Annotated in this window: 25 protein-coding genes; 19 read left to right on the forward strand and 6 right to left on the reverse strand. The window is 34.3% G+C overall.

What is annotated here, in order from left to right; translation table 11 throughout:
* Positions 1 to 84: 84 nt before the first annotated feature.
* The 4 genes from DW761_RS15220 to DW761_RS15235 are packed head-to-tail and all read left to right on the forward strand — an operon-like array spanning position 85 to position 2,806.
* Positions 85 to 900 carry a hypothetical protein gene (locus DW761_RS15220; protein ID WP_117518637.1) on the forward strand — a complete coding sequence of 272 codons (816 nt, stop codon included), beginning with the start codon at positions 85 to 87 and terminating at the stop codon, positions 898 to 900.
* Entirely contained in the window at positions 897 to 1,520 is a 624-nt protein-coding gene (locus DW761_RS15225) for a hypothetical protein (protein ID WP_117518638.1), read from the forward strand. Before DW761_RS15220 ends, DW761_RS15225 begins: the two co-directional genes overlap by 4 nt.
* 3 nt (positions 1,521 to 1,523) lie before the next feature.
* A complete protein-coding gene (locus DW761_RS15230) occupies positions 1,524 to 2,168 on the forward strand; it encodes an ABC transporter ATP-binding protein (protein WP_117518639.1) in 645 nt (214 codons plus the stop codon).
* Complete coding sequence (locus DW761_RS15235) at positions 2,165 to 2,806, forward strand: hypothetical protein (RefSeq protein WP_117518640.1); 642 nt, start codon at positions 2,165 to 2,167, stop codon at positions 2,804 to 2,806. The genes DW761_RS15230 and DW761_RS15235 overlap by 4 nt, the downstream gene beginning before the upstream one ends.
* A 55-nt stretch (positions 2,807 to 2,861) precedes the next feature.
* Here DW761_RS15235 and DW761_RS15240 read toward each other — a convergent pair whose 3' ends face one another.
* Positions 2,862 to 3,665: an HAD family hydrolase gene (locus tag DW761_RS15240; protein WP_158553823.1), complete on the reverse strand. Its 804-nt coding sequence runs from the start codon at positions 3,663 to 3,665 to the stop codon at positions 2,862 to 2,864.
* Between the two features lie 172 nt (positions 3,666 to 3,837).
* Here DW761_RS15240 and DW761_RS15245 point away from each other — a divergent pair, with 172 nt between their 5' ends.
* From DW761_RS15245 to DW761_RS15260, 4 genes are read left to right on the forward strand one after another with little or no spacing between them, the layout of a single operon-like run.
* Positions 3,838 to 4,950 carry a helix-turn-helix domain-containing protein gene (locus tag DW761_RS15245; protein ID WP_117455119.1) on the forward strand — a complete coding sequence of 371 codons (1,113 nt, stop codon included), beginning with the start codon at positions 3,838 to 3,840 and terminating at the stop codon, positions 4,948 to 4,950.
* Position 4,951: 1 nt separating this feature from the next.
* The gene (locus DW761_RS15250) at positions 4,952 to 5,152 is read left to right on the forward strand and encodes a PLDc N-terminal domain-containing protein (protein WP_117518642.1); all 201 of its coding nucleotides are present in this window, start codon (positions 4,952 to 4,954) and stop codon (positions 5,150 to 5,152) included.
* The gene (locus tag DW761_RS15255) at positions 5,149 to 6,066 is read left to right on the forward strand and encodes an ABC transporter ATP-binding protein (RefSeq protein WP_117518643.1); all 918 of its coding nucleotides are present in this window, start codon (positions 5,149 to 5,151) and stop codon (positions 6,064 to 6,066) included. The genes DW761_RS15250 and DW761_RS15255 overlap by 4 nt, the downstream gene beginning before the upstream one ends.
* Positions 6,063 to 6,827, forward strand: coding sequence for an ABC transporter permease (locus tag DW761_RS15260; protein WP_117518644.1), 765 nt, complete (start codon positions 6,063 to 6,065; stop codon positions 6,825 to 6,827). Before DW761_RS15255 ends, DW761_RS15260 begins: the two co-directional genes overlap by 4 nt.
* 42 nt (positions 6,828 to 6,869) lie before the next feature.
* On the opposite strand, the gene DW761_RS21695 is transcribed toward DW761_RS15260, so the two are convergent.
* Both DW761_RS21695 and DW761_RS21700 read right to left on the reverse strand, forming a co-directional pair.
* Positions 6,870 to 7,145, reverse strand: a complete 276-nt coding sequence (locus DW761_RS21695; RefSeq protein ID WP_255412403.1) for a suppressor of fused domain protein — start codon at positions 7,143 to 7,145, stop codon at positions 6,870 to 6,872.
* A 49-nt stretch (positions 7,146 to 7,194) separates the two neighbouring features.
* The gene (locus tag DW761_RS21700; RefSeq protein WP_255412405.1) at positions 7,195 to 7,434 is read right to left on the reverse strand and encodes a suppressor of fused domain protein; all 240 of its coding nucleotides are present in this window, start codon (positions 7,432 to 7,434) and stop codon (positions 7,195 to 7,197) included.
* A gap of 221 nt (positions 7,435 to 7,655) precedes the next feature.
* Here DW761_RS21700 and DW761_RS15270 point away from each other — a divergent pair, with 221 nt between their 5' ends.
* The 4 genes from DW761_RS15270 to DW761_RS15280 all read left to right on the forward strand — a co-directional run bounded on the left by DW761_RS15270 (position 7,656) and on the right by DW761_RS15280 (position 9,370).
* The gene (locus DW761_RS15270) at positions 7,656 to 8,336 is read left to right on the forward strand and encodes a peptidoglycan-binding domain-containing protein (protein ID WP_117518645.1); all 681 of its coding nucleotides are present in this window, start codon (positions 7,656 to 7,658) and stop codon (positions 8,334 to 8,336) included.
* Between the two features lie 95 nt (positions 8,337 to 8,431).
* A complete protein-coding gene (locus DW761_RS15275; protein ID WP_117518646.1) occupies positions 8,432 to 8,674 on the forward strand; it encodes a DUF7660 family protein in 243 nt (80 codons plus the stop codon).
* 93 nt (positions 8,675 to 8,767) lie between these two features.
* Positions 8,768 to 8,935 carry a hypothetical protein gene (locus tag DW761_RS21060; RefSeq protein WP_158553824.1) on the forward strand — a complete coding sequence of 56 codons (168 nt, stop codon included), beginning with the start codon at positions 8,768 to 8,770 and terminating at the stop codon, positions 8,933 to 8,935.
* A 45-nt stretch (positions 8,936 to 8,980) separates the two neighbouring features.
* Positions 8,981 to 9,370, forward strand: coding sequence for a hypothetical protein (locus DW761_RS15280; RefSeq protein ID WP_117518647.1), 390 nt, complete (start codon positions 8,981 to 8,983; stop codon positions 9,368 to 9,370).
* 77 nt (positions 9,371 to 9,447) lie between these two features.
* Here DW761_RS15280 and DW761_RS15285 read toward each other — a convergent pair whose 3' ends face one another.
* Genes DW761_RS15285 through DW761_RS15295 form a run of 3 tightly spaced genes read right to left on the reverse strand, consistent with a single transcriptional unit; the run spans position 9,448 to position 11,128 of the window.
* A complete protein-coding gene (locus DW761_RS15285) occupies positions 9,448 to 10,143 on the reverse strand; it encodes a hypothetical protein (RefSeq protein WP_117518648.1) in 696 nt (231 codons plus the stop codon).
* Positions 10,140 to 10,661 (reverse strand): zf-HC2 domain-containing protein, encoded by a 522-nt coding sequence (locus DW761_RS15290; RefSeq protein WP_158553825.1) that lies wholly within the window; start codon positions 10,659 to 10,661, stop codon positions 10,140 to 10,142. The genes DW761_RS15285 and DW761_RS15290 overlap by 4 nt, the downstream gene beginning before the upstream one ends.
* A complete protein-coding gene (locus DW761_RS15295) occupies positions 10,658 to 11,128 on the reverse strand; it encodes an RNA polymerase sigma factor (RefSeq protein ID WP_158553826.1) in 471 nt (156 codons plus the stop codon). Before DW761_RS15295 ends, DW761_RS15290 begins: the two co-directional genes overlap by 4 nt.
* A gap of 170 nt (positions 11,129 to 11,298) precedes the next feature.
* Here DW761_RS15295 and DW761_RS15300 point away from each other — a divergent pair, with 170 nt between their 5' ends.
* Genes DW761_RS15300 through DW761_RS15330 form a run of 7 tightly spaced genes read left to right on the forward strand, consistent with a single transcriptional unit; the run spans position 11,299 to position 15,877 of the window.
* Positions 11,299 to 12,246 carry a transglutaminase-like domain-containing protein gene (locus tag DW761_RS15300; RefSeq protein ID WP_117518651.1) on the forward strand — a complete coding sequence of 316 codons (948 nt, stop codon included), beginning with the start codon at positions 11,299 to 11,301 and terminating at the stop codon, positions 12,244 to 12,246.
* Positions 12,247 to 12,263: 17 nt separating this feature from the next.
* The gene (locus DW761_RS15305; protein ID WP_117518652.1) at positions 12,264 to 13,289 is read left to right on the forward strand and encodes a type II secretion system F family protein; all 1,026 of its coding nucleotides are present in this window, start codon (positions 12,264 to 12,266) and stop codon (positions 13,287 to 13,289) included.
* Positions 13,289 to 13,594 carry a hypothetical protein gene (locus DW761_RS15310; RefSeq protein ID WP_233513114.1) on the forward strand — a complete coding sequence of 102 codons (306 nt, stop codon included), beginning with the start codon at positions 13,289 to 13,291 and terminating at the stop codon, positions 13,592 to 13,594. The genes DW761_RS15305 and DW761_RS15310 overlap by 1 nt, the downstream gene beginning before the upstream one ends.
* A 1-nt stretch (position 13,595) precedes the next feature.
* Positions 13,596 to 14,048 (forward strand): DUF4860 domain-containing protein, encoded by a 453-nt coding sequence (locus DW761_RS15315; RefSeq protein WP_158552341.1) that lies wholly within the window; start codon positions 13,596 to 13,598, stop codon positions 14,046 to 14,048.
* Positions 14,045 to 14,413 carry a hypothetical protein gene (locus tag DW761_RS15320; RefSeq protein ID WP_117455088.1) on the forward strand — a complete coding sequence of 123 codons (369 nt, stop codon included), beginning with the start codon at positions 14,045 to 14,047 and terminating at the stop codon, positions 14,411 to 14,413. The genes DW761_RS15315 and DW761_RS15320 overlap by 4 nt, the downstream gene beginning before the upstream one ends.
* Positions 14,410 to 14,805, forward strand: coding sequence for a hypothetical protein (locus DW761_RS15325; RefSeq protein ID WP_117518655.1), 396 nt, complete (start codon positions 14,410 to 14,412; stop codon positions 14,803 to 14,805). The genes DW761_RS15320 and DW761_RS15325 overlap by 4 nt, the downstream gene beginning before the upstream one ends.
* Before the next feature lie 4 nt (positions 14,806 to 14,809).
* Positions 14,810 to 15,877 carry a type IV pilus twitching motility protein PilT gene (locus DW761_RS15330; RefSeq protein WP_117518656.1) on the forward strand — a complete coding sequence of 356 codons (1,068 nt, stop codon included), beginning with the start codon at positions 14,810 to 14,812 and terminating at the stop codon, positions 15,875 to 15,877.
* Positions 15,878 to 15,948 lie beyond the last annotated feature (71 nt).

Raw genomic sequence — 15,948 nt, forward strand, 5'->3', positions numbered from 1 at the left:
TAATACTTGTAAAATGATATCATGTATCTATAAAGAAAGCTACATACAAAAGGGGAAGCTGATCATTCAGTGTAGGAGAATGATATGAAAATATGGAAATATAATTTATTGTTAATAGAGAAACAAAAGGTGATTTACTTTATTTTATGTGCGTTGATGATCTTTTCATTAAGTGATATCTTAATTGTATTCACTAAAAATTATGAATGGATTGCATATGCACAAAATTGTCCAAGTGCTGATTATTTATCTATACTTACCTATCCGTTTTTAAGAATTGCGCCTTTTTTGATTTTTGGATTGCCATTTTTGTTTAATAAGCTGTTAGCTGATTCTACTTTCATGGAATTGAAACAGGGAAACTGTGCATTTCTTCATACAAGAATGGATTATATGAAAAATATATTAATTCGTTATTTTTTAAGTATCATTTTGGTTTTCCTGCTTTCGTGCTTTTGTTTCTTTTTGAATTACATCAGTTTTTCCATCATTTTTGGTAATGGTAATATGGTAACATATCGATCAGATTTGCCATTTATGCAGGAGGTTAGCGCTAAGTGGTTCTTAGATACACTTAAATTTGATAATCCCATGATGTATTCCATCATGCTTATGCTACATATTTCCATGATTTATGCCTTATTAGCAGGACTATCTTATGCTTTATCCTTCCTGTTTAAAAAACGAATACTTATTTATTTCAGCAGTATGATTTTGATTATCGTTGTTGAATTTATTACGATGATATTGAAAATTCCTCATCTTTCCATTATGCTGCAATTACAGCTAAATTCTGTTTTTGATGTATCAGATGCTTTCCTGTTATACTTTATTTTATTTCTGTCTGGGATTGCCACACTTTGTGTTTTCTTGTTTAAAAAGAAAGATTTACTCTTATGATTCCTACAAGAAGATATGTTGAAATGATGTTGGTCATTGCCTGGTTCTTATGTATCTTTATCGATCACATCGAATTATATATCAATGTTTATACGATGCTGATTCCACGTTATGGAATATTCATGGTTATTCTTTTAATAGGATATATATTAGAAAAAACAGAGATATGGCCAATGCTTTATTTTCGATATAAAAATATTTCTGTATATGTTAGAAAAACATGGTTACTAAAATGTAAATGGTATTTATGTATGGCATTAATGTTGAATGGTGCTGTACTAAGATTTGATTCTATGTATTACTTTGTCATCTATGTGTTGATTGATACAGGTATCTTCATTATCATAGATCATCTTTGTAAAATATTAGGTATTCTCTGTAAACAAAAGATATATGGATACATTTTATTTTTTATATTATTCATATTATTAGAATTCATATTGGAAAATTTGAATATCAGCACATTCTTTACAAAACTATGGATTTTGCCATATGTATATCCTATAGCTGTATTGCTGTGTATGATCATCTGTTTCAACAGCGTTCTGTATTTATTGTATGCTCATCTTATGAAGCATACAGATAAGATTGAAAATATAAACAAGATTTTGGAGGGATAGCATATGGAATTAGAAGTAACACATTATACAAAAATTATAAAAGGATATACCATTTTAGAGGATATCAATTTATCTTTAACAAGTGGGCATATCTATGGCTTTTCAGGTAGAAATGGTGCAGGAAAGAGCATGTTGTTTAAAGCAATTACCGGTATCATTTTACCAACCAAAGGGGATGTTATTTTAGATCATAAATCAGTTATCTATGATGATATCGACTTACGCATTTTTGGGACATTGATTGAGCATCCAGAGTTTTATGACAACCTGAGTGGCTTTGATAATTTGATGTTGTTATATCGTATCAATCATCAACCGGATACTATCCTGATCAAACAACAATTAAAAAAATTTGGTTTAGAAGGGCATGAATATAAAAAATATAAAACTTATTCTCTTGGTATGCGACAACGTTTACGTCTAGCTCAGGCGATGATGGAAAACCAGAAAATCATCATATTAGATGAGGCATTCAATGGAATCGATAAAGAAGGTGTACAGGATCTATATGAAATTTTGAAGGAAGAACGTGAAAAAGGCAAGCTGATTTTAATCAGCAGTCATAATGAAAAAGATTTAGAAATATGTGATCAAATATTTTATATGAGTCAGGGAAAGCTGATAGAAAATCAGGGGATGTTCATATGAGAAAGTTATGTATTGGATGTTTTGCTGTGTATATCATCATAGTTGGTGTATTAGCGTTTGTCTGGTCAGGGAAAGAACATTTAACAAATGATAAATATAACCGATTAGAATTATCAATGTTCTCTGAAAAAGATTGTTTAAGCTATAAAGAACTATTTGATTATATTATGAAGGATGATGATGTATCAGATCTTACAGATATAGAAAAACATTCTGAGGTTATTGTGAAAGCCAAAATGATAGATAGGAAAATTGCTGGAAAAGGCGTGATCAATGAATGTGAAATCACGCAGGTATATAAAGGATATGATGTGAATCAAACGATTTCTGTATATGATGATGTCCTATGGAATGAAAATGCCAATTATTTTGAAGGTGCTGTCCCATTACATGAAAATGAGGAATATATTATGTTTTTAAAGCCTGCGCTAAATGCAAATACAGGGGATTCTTATATCTTCACATCTGTAAGTTTTGGACATTTTCGCTTGAGAGAAAATGTGAAATATACCGCATATGATATGGACCATAAAATGAGTGTGCAGGAAGCATGCGGATATGATTATATCGCATATGATGCTCATAATTTAGAAAAATTTAAAATGCTTCAAAATGAGGCTTATACAAAATATAAATAAGAAAAATACGCGATTGCGTATTTTTTTAAATGAAAAAAGGCATCAATATCGATGCCTACAAAGCTTCATAATCTAAATCATATAATGCACAAATGGCTTTGATTACACCATCTTCATCATTACTGCATGTTTCATAATTACACACTGTTTTTAAATCAGGATGAGCGTTTGCCATAGCATAAGAATAGGTACATTCTTTCATCATTTCATAATCATTCATGAAATCCCCAAAAGCCACAAAATCATCAATGTCTAGATGATATTTTGTTTTTAACATCGCAATGGCATTGCCTTTACTAGTGGTTGGATTAGATATATCTACCCAGTCCTCACCAGAAACCACAGGTCGTAAACTTCCAGTATCTGCTTTGATCGCTGCATAGGAATTTGTCTGTGCATTGCGTTTATCATAAAGTGTGATTTTTGCGATTTGATCATTTTGTATCGCTGTTAAAATATCATCAACGATTTCCAAATGGGCATAATACATATGCGCATTTTTTAAGAACTGCGCATCTTCTGTTTCCAGATATGCACTTTTCATACCACAGGCAATTGGATAAGAATCTTTTATCTGACGTGCTTTTATGATAACACGTTGTATATCTTCCATAGGCAGGGCATCCGCAAATACAGGTGTTTTTCCCTGATAAACGATACCGCCATTCTCTGCGATAAATAACATATCATCCCGATGATCCGGGAATTGTTCATACAAATTAAAATATTGTCTGCCACTGGCAATGCCAAAAATGACATCTCTTTTTTTTAATTCGTCAATCACTTTATTTAACTTTGAAGGTAAACGCTTTTTACTATCCAGCAGCGTACCATCCATATCACATATTACATATTTCATGTCATATTCTCCTTTTTCCCACACGTATTTTATCATCCATAGATACTTTTTACAATATTTTATATATTGTGATTTCCTTTCAGGAAACTTTTCTTCCTGTTGTTGCGTCTTACTCCATTGTTTTGTACATGACACAAGGATATAATGGACATGAACAAAGGAGGTAAGTGTAATGGAGTTATTACATTTAGGAGAGAATATCATCCGTTTACGTAAAAAGGAACATATGACGCAGGAGGAACTTGCGAATTATATGGGAGTTAGTAAATCAAGTGTATCAAAATGGGAAACATCGGCGACGTATCCCGATATCATGTTTTTACCAGAATTAGCAAATCTGTTTAATGTGACGTTAGATGAATTAATTGGCTATGAGCCACAGCTAAACAAAAAACAAATCAGAAGAATCTATCATACATTATCAGATGAAATGGGAAATGGTGATAAAGATGCGGCTATGGAGAAATTAAAGGAATATCTTCGTCGTTATGCTAGCTGTTTTCCATTCTTAAATCAAATGACGGTATTATTATTGAATCATGCCTATCTTTATGAAAATCAAGCAGAAATCTATGAACAGATTTTAACGATATGTAAAAGAATCGAGGAAAAAAGCGGTGATGCTTCCTTAATTAAAGAATCACAAATCATGGCCTCCATGGTTCATCTTCAGCTGAATCAACCAGAAGAAGTCCTAAATATACTGGGGGAATCATCTAAGAACATACAAATGGATAATGAATTGATTGCGATGGCATATCAAATGATGAACAAAACAGAAAAAGCAAGTGAAATCTTACAGGCTTCTATTTTCCAGTATTTATTGTATTTTGTACAGGATAGTTTGAATTATATGGTTTACCATATGCAGGAGCAGAATATATGTGATCAGGTGATTCATCGTATTGGCGGCATTGTGCAATTATTTGAACTTGATCAGTTGCACCCATTTACTGCAGTTGGCTTTTATCTTTCCACAGCAAACGTTTACGCTATGCGTCAGGACAAAGAAGCTGTTTTAACACAGCTGGAACATATCATGCATGTTGTAGAGCTTCATCAGGGGGATTTTCACGTATTAAAAGGAGATGCCTTCTTTAATCAAATCGACGCATGGCTGGAAGAACTTGATTTAGGACCAAATGCCCCAAGAAATGAGCATAGTATCAAAGATACATTAATCCAAAGTCTTGAACAGAATCCTTCCTTCACATTTATTCATGAAGAATTCCGTTATAAAAATATTATAGAAAAGCTAAAATCAATGCTTAAGGAGGAAAATTAATATGTCATTAAATGAAGCCCTTCCTATTATTCTGCCATTAGCGATATTAGAAATATTTCTTGCGGTATTTTCTTTGATTCATGTATTACGCCATCCCAATTACCGTTTTGGAAATAAAATGATTTGGTGTATCATTGTAGTATTCCTTCAATTTATCGGGCCAATTATTTATTTTGTCTTTGGCAGGGGTGATCAGGAATGAGTGATATCTTAGAAATCCAGCACCTGAAAAAAAGTTTTGGTACACAACAAGTGCTGAAAGGCATTGATCTACACGTTCCCCAGCATTCCATTTATGGGTTTATCGGTCAAAATGGGGCAGGGAAAACCACAACCATGAAAATGATTTTAGGCTTATTGAAAAGTGATGAAGGCAGCATCTATGTATGTGGAGAAAAGGTAAGCTTTGGCGAAACAAAAACCAATGCTTATATCGGATATTTAAGCGATGTGCCAGAATATTATGGGTTTATGAATGCAACAGAGTATATGAAATTATGCGCTGATATCAGTCATATGGAAACAACCGTTTCTAAATTAAGAATTCAGGAGTTATTAAAAATGGTAGGCTTAGATGCCTATAAGAAAAAGAAATTAAAAGGATATTCCCGTGGAATGAAACAGCGACTTGGCATTGCTCAGGCTTTATTGAATGAACCAAAATTATTGATATGTGATGAACCTACATCTGCATTAGATCCCATTGGCAGGAAAGAAATTCTGGATATCCTTTTACAAGTGAAAGAGAAAACAACGATTATTTTATCAACCCATATCTTAAGTGATGTAGAGCGTATTTGTGATTATATCGCAATATTAAAAGATGGTGTGATTGCACTTCATGGGGAATTAAATGCATTAAGGAAGGCATATGGGAAAAATACTTTTATGATACATTTTCAAAAGACAGATGACTTACAAAGAATGTATAAAATACTATCCACCATACATGATCAAATTCATATCGAAGAAAACCAGATGATCATTCAAAGTGATACACCAGAAGTATTAGAAAAACAGCTGATGGAGAAATTGCTTGAACAAAATATCATGCCTCTAAATTTTGCTTGGCAGCAGCCATCTCTGGAGCATGTGTTTATGGAGGTGGTACAATGAAAGGATATTTAGCCTTTACCAAAAAAGAATTCATGGAATGTATCCGTTCTTATAAATTTATGATTTTGATCATCGTATTTCTTGCCTTTGGCTTTATGAATCCCATCTTTGCGAAATATATGCCAGAGCTTTTAAAAAGTATGATGCCAGAGGGAATGTCTATGGAGCTTCCACAGCCAACAGTATTTGATTCCTGGGCGCAGTTCTTCAAGAATATCAATCAAATGGGACTTATCATCTTTCTATTATCCTTCAGCTCTATTTTATCCACTGAAATTCAAAAAGGAACCCTTATCAACATAGTAACCAAAGGATTATCAAGAAAAAAGATCCTTCTATCAAAAATGACATTTCTTGTATGTGTTTGGACAATGTGCTATGTAACCTGTGTTATCGTGACGTTACTTTATGGATTGATTTTTTGGTCACAATGGCATCTTCCACATCTATTCCTTTCATTGACCTGTGTATGGTTATTTGGTGTCCTGATGTGTTCACTCATGCTTTTAGGTGGTGTCATAACATGTTCAAGTGCGGGTGGTTTATTATTAAGTGGAGGAAGTTATATTGCACTTATGCTCATGAATATGATTCCTGAGATCACAAAGTATAATCCTGTGACATTGATTTCTGATAACATGGCATTACTACAAGAAACGATATCTTTAGATCAAATCTATCCAGCGATTGGCGTTTGCATTGTACTATGTGCTACTACTTATATTGGCGCAGTCATATTATTTAATCGTAAACAGTTGTAAGCATAAAAGGTCTGAAACATGTATTTCAGGCCTTTTTCTAAATTATTCCAAATAATGCTTACGATGAATATCTACTACATAAGAAAAATCATTATCAAATTTCTCTAGTAAGGTATCTATATCTTCATACTGCATTACTTGTAGTTCTTCATCATATAAAGGAATTAATTGATAAAATCGAAATAATTTTCCACTACTTAAACGGCAACAGGCAATTTCACCATGTTTATCACAAGTTTCTACTAAGGCAATACTCTCAAATTGAATATTCTCAGATAATGTTTCATGATTTTCACCAACGGAAAATGGTATGTCCATGTCCCAGCCATGTATCACAATTGATGGGCATGCGCGCAAGGATTTTCAGCTAGCGAATCGGCCAATAATTATTTTCATTTTGATTTTTTTGATAAATGTCCCAATCCACAGGAAGGTAGATCATAAGTTCTGCATTTGCTAATTCATATTCCGCTATTTCTGATGGAACATGCATATCATGTGCACCCATTCCCATAGTGATCAGTTTATAGAAATGATCATGTTCATTAGGAGGAATGATATCAATATCGACATGGATATCAGGGGGAATATACTTCATGAAAAACATTTTCCATTTCCCCAAAAGTATTCGTGATATAACTTTCTAATTCATCAAATTCTGTTTCATTTATAAATTTCGATAGATTCTGTTTTTATTTTTTTCTCTTTCTTTTTGAATAACCCCACGAGATGCATGCAACTAGAATAATTGAGTTTAAAACAGATATAGCTGATTTGTCCATACCTACCATTTTTATCCTCATAAAATAGATTGAAAGGAGGGAAAACGTGGCAAAAATCTTTGTTTATGATGTATATAATGATGCTTTGGAAGTTTTTGATCGAGGAGAAAACGACCCGATGCCTTATGCTTATGGGAATACCATGCTGGTACGGGAGTTTCGTGGATCATCTAGATCAAATGTTCTTTGGACAACCAATGCAGCGATGGAAGCATGGAACGCTACTCGTAGAACGTATGGGGCACCGATTCCATTTCGATATGCATTCAAACGTATCTGGGAAGGTGGGCATGGGCGCCAGTCACAACACTATGCCGGCGTTTCTTTTGATGTAGGGCAGGCGTTATCCCAAACACAACGTAATCGTATTTGGAATATCGCCAATAATTTAGGTGTATGGGTGTATGTAGAACCACAATATCTAACACCGACATGGGTACATTTTGATAAACGATATGGTGTGCCCGCATGTAGTGCAGGATATCCTACCTTACGACAGGGAAGCCGTGGTGTTTATGTATTGATTCTTCAGGATGCGTTAAATGCGTTAGGATACAGTACGCAGACATTGGATGGCATATTTGGTGGAAATACACGCTCTGCTTTAATTGCATATCAAAGAGAAAACGGCTTAAGTGCAGATGGAATTGTTGGTTGTGGCACATGGACAAGAATTGTCAATGAAGTCGTGGGGATTGGATTAACACCTACGGTTATTGATCCATAAGTAAAAAAAGCATATCCATATGAACTTTTTGATAATATAGATATGCTTTATACATAATAAAAGATATAATGGTAATATAAGAGGAGGTATTTTGTATGATGGATGAAATTCATAAGATTTCAAATAAGGATGATTTTATTGCTTTTCTAAATGCTTTAGCTGACGACTTTCAAGAACATCATAAAGAATGGTATAATCTAACCATACCTGAATATTTGATGTCAGTAGCTAATTGGGTGGAAGATGCTTCAGAAATTAATGAAAGTGAAATTGATTGGGAACATATAGATTTTAAGACGATAGCTAAAATGTTTTTTATGGGAAAGTTGTATGAATAAGAAAGATAAGATAGATGATTCTTCATTTTAGTGAAACAGTGTTTAAGATATGATATAATATTTAAAACATTTGGATAAGAAGGAGTGTATTATATGAATTATAAGCTAATGAACAAAAATATTGAAGTATTGGATTTTTCTTATGATCATGAAACACATACGATTACTAAAATCACAAAGATTAGCCATTCTGAATATGCACCTTTAGGAATTATGGAATATAAAACTGGTATTACAAGAAAAGCTTTCAATGATTGGTGAAAAAATCGATCAATTCCTGCTTCTAGAAGTAGATTTAAAGAAGCAATGGCAGAAATGAATATTGATTCTTCTATGGAATTGCTTGAAAAGTGTTTTGGGCTTAGTTTAAGTGATCAATATTGGGTAAAAGATGACTCTGATATTGAATGGAAAGATATTAATTTCTTTGAAAATGATTTTAGTGAAGATATGGGAAAATTGCTTATGGGAGAAATTGATTATACAGATGATTTAGATATATTTAGTCCAGACAACTCAAGTGATGGAAATTTAAAAAAGAAATGGAAAATTATAAATGGTACGCGCTATCTTTTAAAAGGTGGAAATAGTTTTACAAATCAAGAGCCTTTCAATGAAGTTGTTGCCATTGTGGAACAGGTAAAGTTAAGAATTGAAACGGTTATAGAATATAAAAGAAAGTTAGAAGAAATGTAGCTATCGCTGATGCTATGTGTTTACACTTATACTCAAAATACTATGAAAAAGGAACATGCGTTCCTTTTTTTTCGCTATTAATTCAAATCTTTGATAGATGCATTACGTTTGTCCAGTGCTTTTTGAAGATAATCTTTATCCTCTAGTTTATGAATTGAAACTTCGATGTTACACACACGTATCGTATCCACATGTACATGAAATTTATCGGGTAATGGCTGTAAGATTTCTAATATTTTTTCAAATTCCTCCATTGAAATAGGCACTGTTTCTTTCTCTTTGCTATGATAGAGAAGTGTCACAGGAACATCGTTTTGCTGTGGCTGAAATTCCATGTCCAGATGCATGTTTTTACTGTCACAATCAATGTATATTTCTAAGTAAGCATCTTTTTCAGGTAAGGTCTTTTGGATATCCTGTTCCATCATATCCGCAATGGATGCATATTTATTATCAATAAATTCACATGTTTCCCAATAATACGAATCATTCATTTCACCACTTTTTGTATAGTACAAAATGGTAAATTTATGGTTATGATCTTTATCTAATACAGTGATACGATAACTGTTTAGTTTAGGAATATAACGGGTTTCTGTGATTTCATAAGTGATACCAGGAAAGTGCTCTTTCATATAAGCGTCTGCTTCTTTGCGCATATGTTTGTGGGTTATAGGATTACCATAAAAGCTAATTACAAGAAATATCAATGCGATTATGATAATTACAGCAGCAAGTAATGCAAAGCTTCTTTTTATTTTATTGTTTTTCATTTCCATCTTCCTTTCCATGCATAATGAAGCAGCATTGCTAATAGTTTTCCAATCATGATAAGAACAAACATGAGGATAAAAATCGCAAGCGTACTCAGGATCATTCCATCATCAATGCCATATTGTAACAGAGTGCCAAATAGGGATAAAGCAGTGAAAACAGCTGCGCAAATTAATGCCAGACGATAAGTTTTTACTGGTTTGATCATATGGCATAATATACCAATCACAGGCATGATCCATACATTGATAAACATGTAGTAGCTTAAGGAGAGCTGATAGCCTGTAATCACACCAGCCAATAAGATAAATGTTAAATAAAGATTTCGTTTATGACGTATTGTTTCTATGACTTTTTGATCATCAAAAGAGGTATCATCCAATAGCTCATAATACTGACGGCAGTTATCACATTCTCGAATATGTGCTCTTACAAGCTCTTCACTTTCTTTACTGGCAACATGATCTTTGATTAATGGAATCAAATCCATTACAACCTCACAAGGCAGTTTATTCATAGGGCATCCTCCTTTTTCAGTTCCTCTTTCAACCATCGTTTTAAACGAAAATCAATGACACGGCAGGAATTTTCCGATATATGTAATGCAGAAGCAATTTCAGCATAGGAATAACCATCTAATCGCATCTGAAACAGGCGCTGACTGCGTTCATCCTTTTGTTTAATGAGTTCTTTGATTATAGAGATATCATAAGGAATGGGTTCTTTCACAAAGCTGTCCATATAATCCTCATAGGATACGGTAATTTTCTTTTTACGACAGTCACTTAGAAACTGGTTTCTAGCGATTGTTAACAGCCATGTCTTGACCTGTTCATCCTTCTTCAATTGATGTAAAGAAACATAGGCCTTTAAAAAGGTTTCTGACATCAGATCTTCCGCAAGGGATGGATTCTTGCACAGGTATAACAGGTAATGATAAACATCCTGTTTATATTTTTGATACAAGACTTCAAAAGCATCCATGTCATCACCCCTCTCTATCATCTTCACTAATTAGACGTGTTTCATTCATCAAATGTTACATGATTTATAAAAATAATTTTATCATGCCATGTTTCATACGTAAAGTAAACGCTTTTCTTCTAAAACGAAGGGATAAATGATATAATGAACCTGACGTAAGGAGTGAACACATGAAAAGAAAACGATTGTTATGTCTGTTGTTTTCTTTCTTGTTTGTGCTGTATGGATGTAATGATCATTCAAATGATGTAACACCATCAAAACCATCCTCCAAAGAAGAGGAAGCTTTATCTGATTTTCCAGCATCGCCAAGTCCTAAAATAGAAGAACTGCTGCTGGCTGAAAGTCCTGAAGAAAAGGTGCTGGAGGATGATGATCATAAAGTACATATTGATTATAGTCATACCAATCTTGGTTATATTCGTATCAAACGCTTGGATGATAGTGGCATCAAGATGAAAATCAGGCTCACAAACAATGAAAAAGGAAACTACTGGTATGATTTAAATAAAGCAGGTGTTTATGAAACATTTCCACTGGTGAATGGTTCTGGAACGTATCAGTTAGAAGTTCGTATTCAGGTTCCTTCTACAGGAAAATATGCGTTAGTATATGGTGCGGATATCGATGTAAAATTAGATAATGAACAGATACCATTTTTATACCCCAATCAAACCGTGGAATATGATCAAAACAGCGAGGCGATACAAAAGGCCTTTGCATTATGTAAAGATGATGACAATGCTTTAAAACGAGTCAAGTCTATTTATGATTTTGTGGTAAATGATATCAGCTACGATTACGATAAATTAGAGAAAGTCAAAGATAACTATGTACTTCCAGTACTGGATGAAACATTAGAAAAGAAAAAAGGCATTTGTTTTGATTATGCGGCACTCATGGCAGGCATGTGTCGTTCCCAGCATATCCCATGTAAAGTCATTGTGGGAGATACAGAACGGGATTATCATGCGTGGGTGGAAGTTTGGCTGGAAGGCAAAGGCTGGATAGATCCTGCGATATTATTTGAAAAAGATACATGGACAAGAATGGATCCAACTTATGCATCTACACATGCAGATTATGATGGTGAATACATTACAAAGTATGAATATTAATTTGAGGAGGGCTTGATATGAGTTCAAATATATGGAATGATGAAGAAATGTACGAATTCTGTACGAGTATGGCAATGGTATTAGAGGGTGGATTGTCATTAGAAGATGGCATGGATGTGATATTGGAAAGCTGTGAGCGGGAACACATAAAACAGGATTTATTATCTTTGCGTGAAGATATCAAAGAGAATGGAAGCTTTTATGTATCAGTAAAAGATAAGCCTTATATAGATGATTATGCGAAAAAAATGATGCAGATTGGAGAGGTAAGCGGACATTTAGATTCTGTCATGAATGAGCTTGCTGTTTACTATGAGCGAAATGATAACTTGAAACACAGTTTAAAAGATGCACTTGTGTATCCTATGATTTTGTTAGTGATGATGTGGTGTATTGTGTTATTAATTATATGGAAAGTACTTCCTATATTTGATAAAGTATTACATAATATGGGCGCAATCTTGTCGGGAAGTTCTAAAACGATGATGAGCTTTGGCAATACCTTTGCGATGATATCTTTTGTGATATTAAGCATCCTGCTGGTATTTGCTGGTTATCTGTATTTCACAAGACATAAAGGGCAGGGAGGATTGTTGTCACGTTTCTTCTTAACGAAAAAGCTGTTTTATAATATCACAATGGCAAAGATGACATACGCTTTATCCTTATTTGTATCCAGTGGCTATGACAGTGAAGAAGCACTTGCTTATCTGCCTGGTGTGGTAGAACATCCATTGCTTCAAACAAAGATTCACCAATGTTTAAAAGATATTGATGAAGGAGAAGGCTTTATTGAAGCCATGCAGAAGGAAAAACTTTATGAGGGTGTCTATGCCAATATGATCTTTACCGGCTTTCACAGTGGGAAAAGTGAAGAAGTATTAAAGAAAGTCAGTGCCTTATATGAACGAGATGTAGATAACAGTATCTCTACCTTTTTGAATACGATAGAACCGGGAATTGTTATATTGTTGTCAATTATTGTTGGGGTAATCTTATTATCTGTGATGCTGCCGCTGATGAGCATCATGGCTAGTGTATAATGAAACATTCTATACGTTTGATTTTACAGCTGCTGGTATTTGTATGTATGCTTGTTATCTTTGCGATAGGCTTTCAGAAAACAGATACCACAGTAGATGAAAAAGATCTGGACAGAGTGAAACAGGCAATCCAGAAAGCGGCACTGGAATGCTACAGTACAGAAGGATTTTATCCTGAAGATGTAAGCTATCTTAAGGAGCATTATGGACTGTATCTGCAAGAAGATCTTTATAAAGTCCGATATGAATACGTTGGCAGCAACATTATGCCAGAAACAAGCGTCTATCGAAAAGGAGGAAACTGACATGCGAAGACATACCGTGGATGTGTTATTTTCACTTTCGTTGTTTATGGTCTTTGTGATCTGCAGCTTTTTTCTCCTATTATTTCAAATCAATGGCTATCATAAAATCAGTGAAGATGAAAACAGCGTCTATCAGGCATCTTCCTATATAAAAAATATGGTAAGAGATTATGATCGTTATCAAGAGATCACAATAGAAGAAATTGATGGACATTCTTGTTTACGATTACATAACGATCACGAGGTGGTCTATCTTTATGTAGATAATCACATGTTGAAAGAACTATATCAAATAGATGAGTTATCTGTGAATCTGTCATATGGGGAAGAGCGTTTTGCGATGGATTCCATGACAATTCAGGAAAAAAACAATAAGCTTTATATCACAATGGAGCATGATGGCGTGAAAAACACCTTGATGATTGCCTTAAGAAGTGGAGGTGTATTATCATGAATCAACACCATAAATCATTATCCTTTCTCATGGAGTTATTGATCGTGATTTTCTTTTTTACAATTGCCTCAGGTATTTGCGTATTGGTCATGAGCAATGCGAAAGATAAACAACTATATGCAAAAAATGTAAAAACATCTTTGATCTATGGCCAAAATCTGATTGATGAAGAAAACGATTATTTATATAAATCAAAGTTTTATTTAAATGAAGAGGGAGTCCCACAACAGGAAGAAGCGATGTATCAGGTCACAATTGCTATAAAACAAGAAGGCAGTCATGGCGATCTGTGTGAAATGCATATCACAAAACAGAATAAAGAAACAGCCGTGTTATCTTTTTATCGTCAGGAGGTGCGCCCATGAATAAGGATAAACGCAAACATGTACAAGTGGGCTTAGGCGCAAGTTCTATCCTGATGATTTTTGTGGTACTATGTATGATGATATTATCCGTATTATCTTATAGTAAAGCACTGCAGAAGGAAGAAATCGCAAATCAGGGGAAGCAAGTACAAAAAGCATATACCCAAGCAGATGCAACATTACAATATGTATTACATGAAATGCATCATACGCTGCCACTTGACGAGTATAGTAAAAAACTACTTGATACGCATAAAATAACCTATGATATAAAAGGTAATACCTTGACTTTGATATATCCTGTGAGTGAACAGCGCACGCTACGTGCCGTGATTGAAACAGGAGATACATGGATCATAAAAGCATACACAACTACAGGAACAGGAGCATAAAAATATGGTAAATATACAAACAATCTTACAGGAAGCACTAGATAGTAACGCAAGTGATATCTTTTTAATCGTAGGGCATTGTTACGCCTTCAAAATCAATGGGAATATAGAAAATATAGGAAATGAACGATTAACACCAGATGATACAGCAACCTTGATCAAAGATATTTATGCATATGCACCACAGAATCGTTATGAAGATTTTATCGCCAGTAAAGATGATGATTTTTCCTTCTCTATCCCAGGCCTGGGGCGTTTTCGTGTGAATGTATATATGCAGCGTAATTCACAGGCGGCAGTATTGCGTGTCGTTCGATTTGATTTACCTGATCCATCCTTGCTAGGAATCCCAGAAACGATTACAAATTTATGGTCTACCAAAAAGGGAATGATCTTAGTCAGTGGTCCAGCCGGATGTGGCAAGTCTACTACTTTAGCCTGTCTGATTGATAAAATCAATGAAAATCGTAATGTACATATCATCACAATTGAAGATCCTATTGAATATTTACATTCCCATAAGAAAAGTATTGTGTCCCAAAGGGAAGTATTTCATGACACAAAAGATTATCCCATGGCACTTCGTTCTGCGCTTCGAGAAGCACCGGAAGTTATTCTGGTCGGAGAAATGCGTGATTTAGATACGATGGAAACTGCAGTCACAGCTGCAGAAACAGGTCATTTGATTTTATCTACCTTACATACTATGGGAGCTGCCAATACAATTGATCGTATGATTGATGTATTTCCAAGTGCCCAGCAGCAACAGATTCGTGTGCAGCTATCCATGACACTGCAGGCAGTTATCAGTGAACAGCTGGTGCCTGCATTAGATAATACCATGGTGCCCGCATTTGAAATTATGATCATCAATCCAGCCATTCGTACACAGATTCGTGATGGAAAAATACATCAATTAGAAAATTCCATCATCGCAGGAAAAGATCAGGGAATGATTTCTATGGATGATAGTTTGGTACATTTGGTAAAACAGGGGAAGATCAGTAAAGAAAATGCAGTGATGTATGCTTCCAATCAAGAACGGGTAAAGAAGAAACTATTGGATATATAAACGAACAATCCAAAATGTATAGATACAACCCATGCGAATTGAGATATACTGATAATGAAAAAGAAGGGAAT

Origin of the sequence: Absiella sp. AM29-15, from assembly GCF_003434225.1 — a bacterium.
In the GTDB taxonomy this organism is placed as follows: Bacteria; Bacillota_I; Bacilli_A; order Erysipelotrichales; family Erysipelotrichaceae; genus Hoskinsella; species Hoskinsella hominis.

What these genes read in the sequence shown, in the direction of transcription:
- DW761_RS15275 (WP_117518646.1), top strand. Translation starts at nt 8,432, where the DNA reads ATGATGGATGAAATTCATAAGATTTCAAATAAGGATGATTTTATTGCT.
- DW761_RS15320 (WP_117455088.1), top strand. Translation starts at nt 14,045, where the DNA reads ATGAATCAACACCATAAATCATTATCCTTTCTCATGGAGTTATTGATC.
- DW761_RS15285 (WP_117518648.1), bottom strand. Translation starts at nt 10,143, where the DNA reads ATGAAAAACAATAAAATAAAAAGAAGCTTTGCATTACTTGCTGCTGTA.
- DW761_RS15225 (WP_117518638.1), top strand. Translation starts at nt 897, where the DNA reads ATGATTCCTACAAGAAGATATGTTGAAATGATGTTGGTCATTGCCTGG.
- DW761_RS15325 (WP_117518655.1), top strand. Translation starts at nt 14,410, where the DNA reads ATGAATAAGGATAAACGCAAACATGTACAAGTGGGCTTAGGCGCAAGT.
- DW761_RS15240 (WP_158553823.1), bottom strand. Translation starts at nt 3,665, where the DNA reads ATGAAATATGTAATATGTGATATGGATGGTACGCTGCTGGATAGTAAA.
- DW761_RS15315 (WP_158552341.1), top strand. Translation starts at nt 13,596, where the DNA reads ATGCGAAGACATACCGTGGATGTGTTATTTTCACTTTCGTTGTTTATG.
- DW761_RS15290 (WP_158553825.1), bottom strand. Translation starts at nt 10,661, where the DNA reads ATGAATAAACTGCCTTGTGAGGTTGTAATGGATTTGATTCCATTAATC.
- DW761_RS15220 (WP_117518637.1), top strand. Translation starts at nt 85, where the DNA reads ATGAAAATATGGAAATATAATTTATTGTTAATAGAGAAACAAAAGGTG.
- DW761_RS15250 (WP_117518642.1), top strand. Translation starts at nt 4,952, where the DNA reads ATGTCATTAAATGAAGCCCTTCCTATTATTCTGCCATTAGCGATATTA.
- DW761_RS15235 (WP_117518640.1), top strand. Translation starts at nt 2,165, where the DNA reads ATGAGAAAGTTATGTATTGGATGTTTTGCTGTGTATATCATCATAGTT.
- DW761_RS15295 (WP_158553826.1), bottom strand. Translation starts at nt 11,128, where the DNA reads ATGGATGCTTTTGAAGTCTTGTATCAAAAATATAAACAGGATGTTTAT.
- DW761_RS15300 (WP_117518651.1), top strand. Translation starts at nt 11,299, where the DNA reads ATGAAAAGAAAACGATTGTTATGTCTGTTGTTTTCTTTCTTGTTTGTG.
- DW761_RS15280 (WP_117518647.1), top strand. Translation starts at nt 8,981, where the DNA reads ATGGCAGAAATGAATATTGATTCTTCTATGGAATTGCTTGAAAAGTGT.
- DW761_RS15260 (WP_117518644.1), top strand. Translation starts at nt 6,063, where the DNA reads ATGAAAGGATATTTAGCCTTTACCAAAAAAGAATTCATGGAATGTATC.
- DW761_RS15310 (WP_233513114.1), top strand. Translation starts at nt 13,289, where the DNA reads ATGAAACATTCTATACGTTTGATTTTACAGCTGCTGGTATTTGTATGT.
- DW761_RS21695 (WP_255412403.1), bottom strand. Translation starts at nt 7,145, where the DNA reads ATGGACATACCATTTTCCGTTGGTGAAAATCATGAAACATTATCTGAG.
- DW761_RS21060 (WP_158553824.1), top strand. Translation starts at nt 8,768, where the DNA reads ATGAATTATAAGCTAATGAACAAAAATATTGAAGTATTGGATTTTTCT.
- DW761_RS15305 (WP_117518652.1), top strand. Translation starts at nt 12,264, where the DNA reads ATGAGTTCAAATATATGGAATGATGAAGAAATGTACGAATTCTGTACG.
- DW761_RS15330 (WP_117518656.1), top strand. Translation starts at nt 14,810, where the DNA reads ATGGTAAATATACAAACAATCTTACAGGAAGCACTAGATAGTAACGCA.
- DW761_RS15230 (WP_117518639.1), top strand. Translation starts at nt 1,524, where the DNA reads ATGGAATTAGAAGTAACACATTATACAAAAATTATAAAAGGATATACC.
- DW761_RS15255 (WP_117518643.1), top strand. Translation starts at nt 5,149, where the DNA reads ATGAGTGATATCTTAGAAATCCAGCACCTGAAAAAAAGTTTTGGTACA.
- DW761_RS15245 (WP_117455119.1), top strand. Translation starts at nt 3,838, where the DNA reads ATGGAGTTATTACATTTAGGAGAGAATATCATCCGTTTACGTAAAAAG.
- DW761_RS21700 (WP_255412405.1), bottom strand. Translation starts at nt 7,434, where the DNA reads ATGTTTTTCATGAAGTATATTCCCCCTGATATCCATGTCGATATTGAT.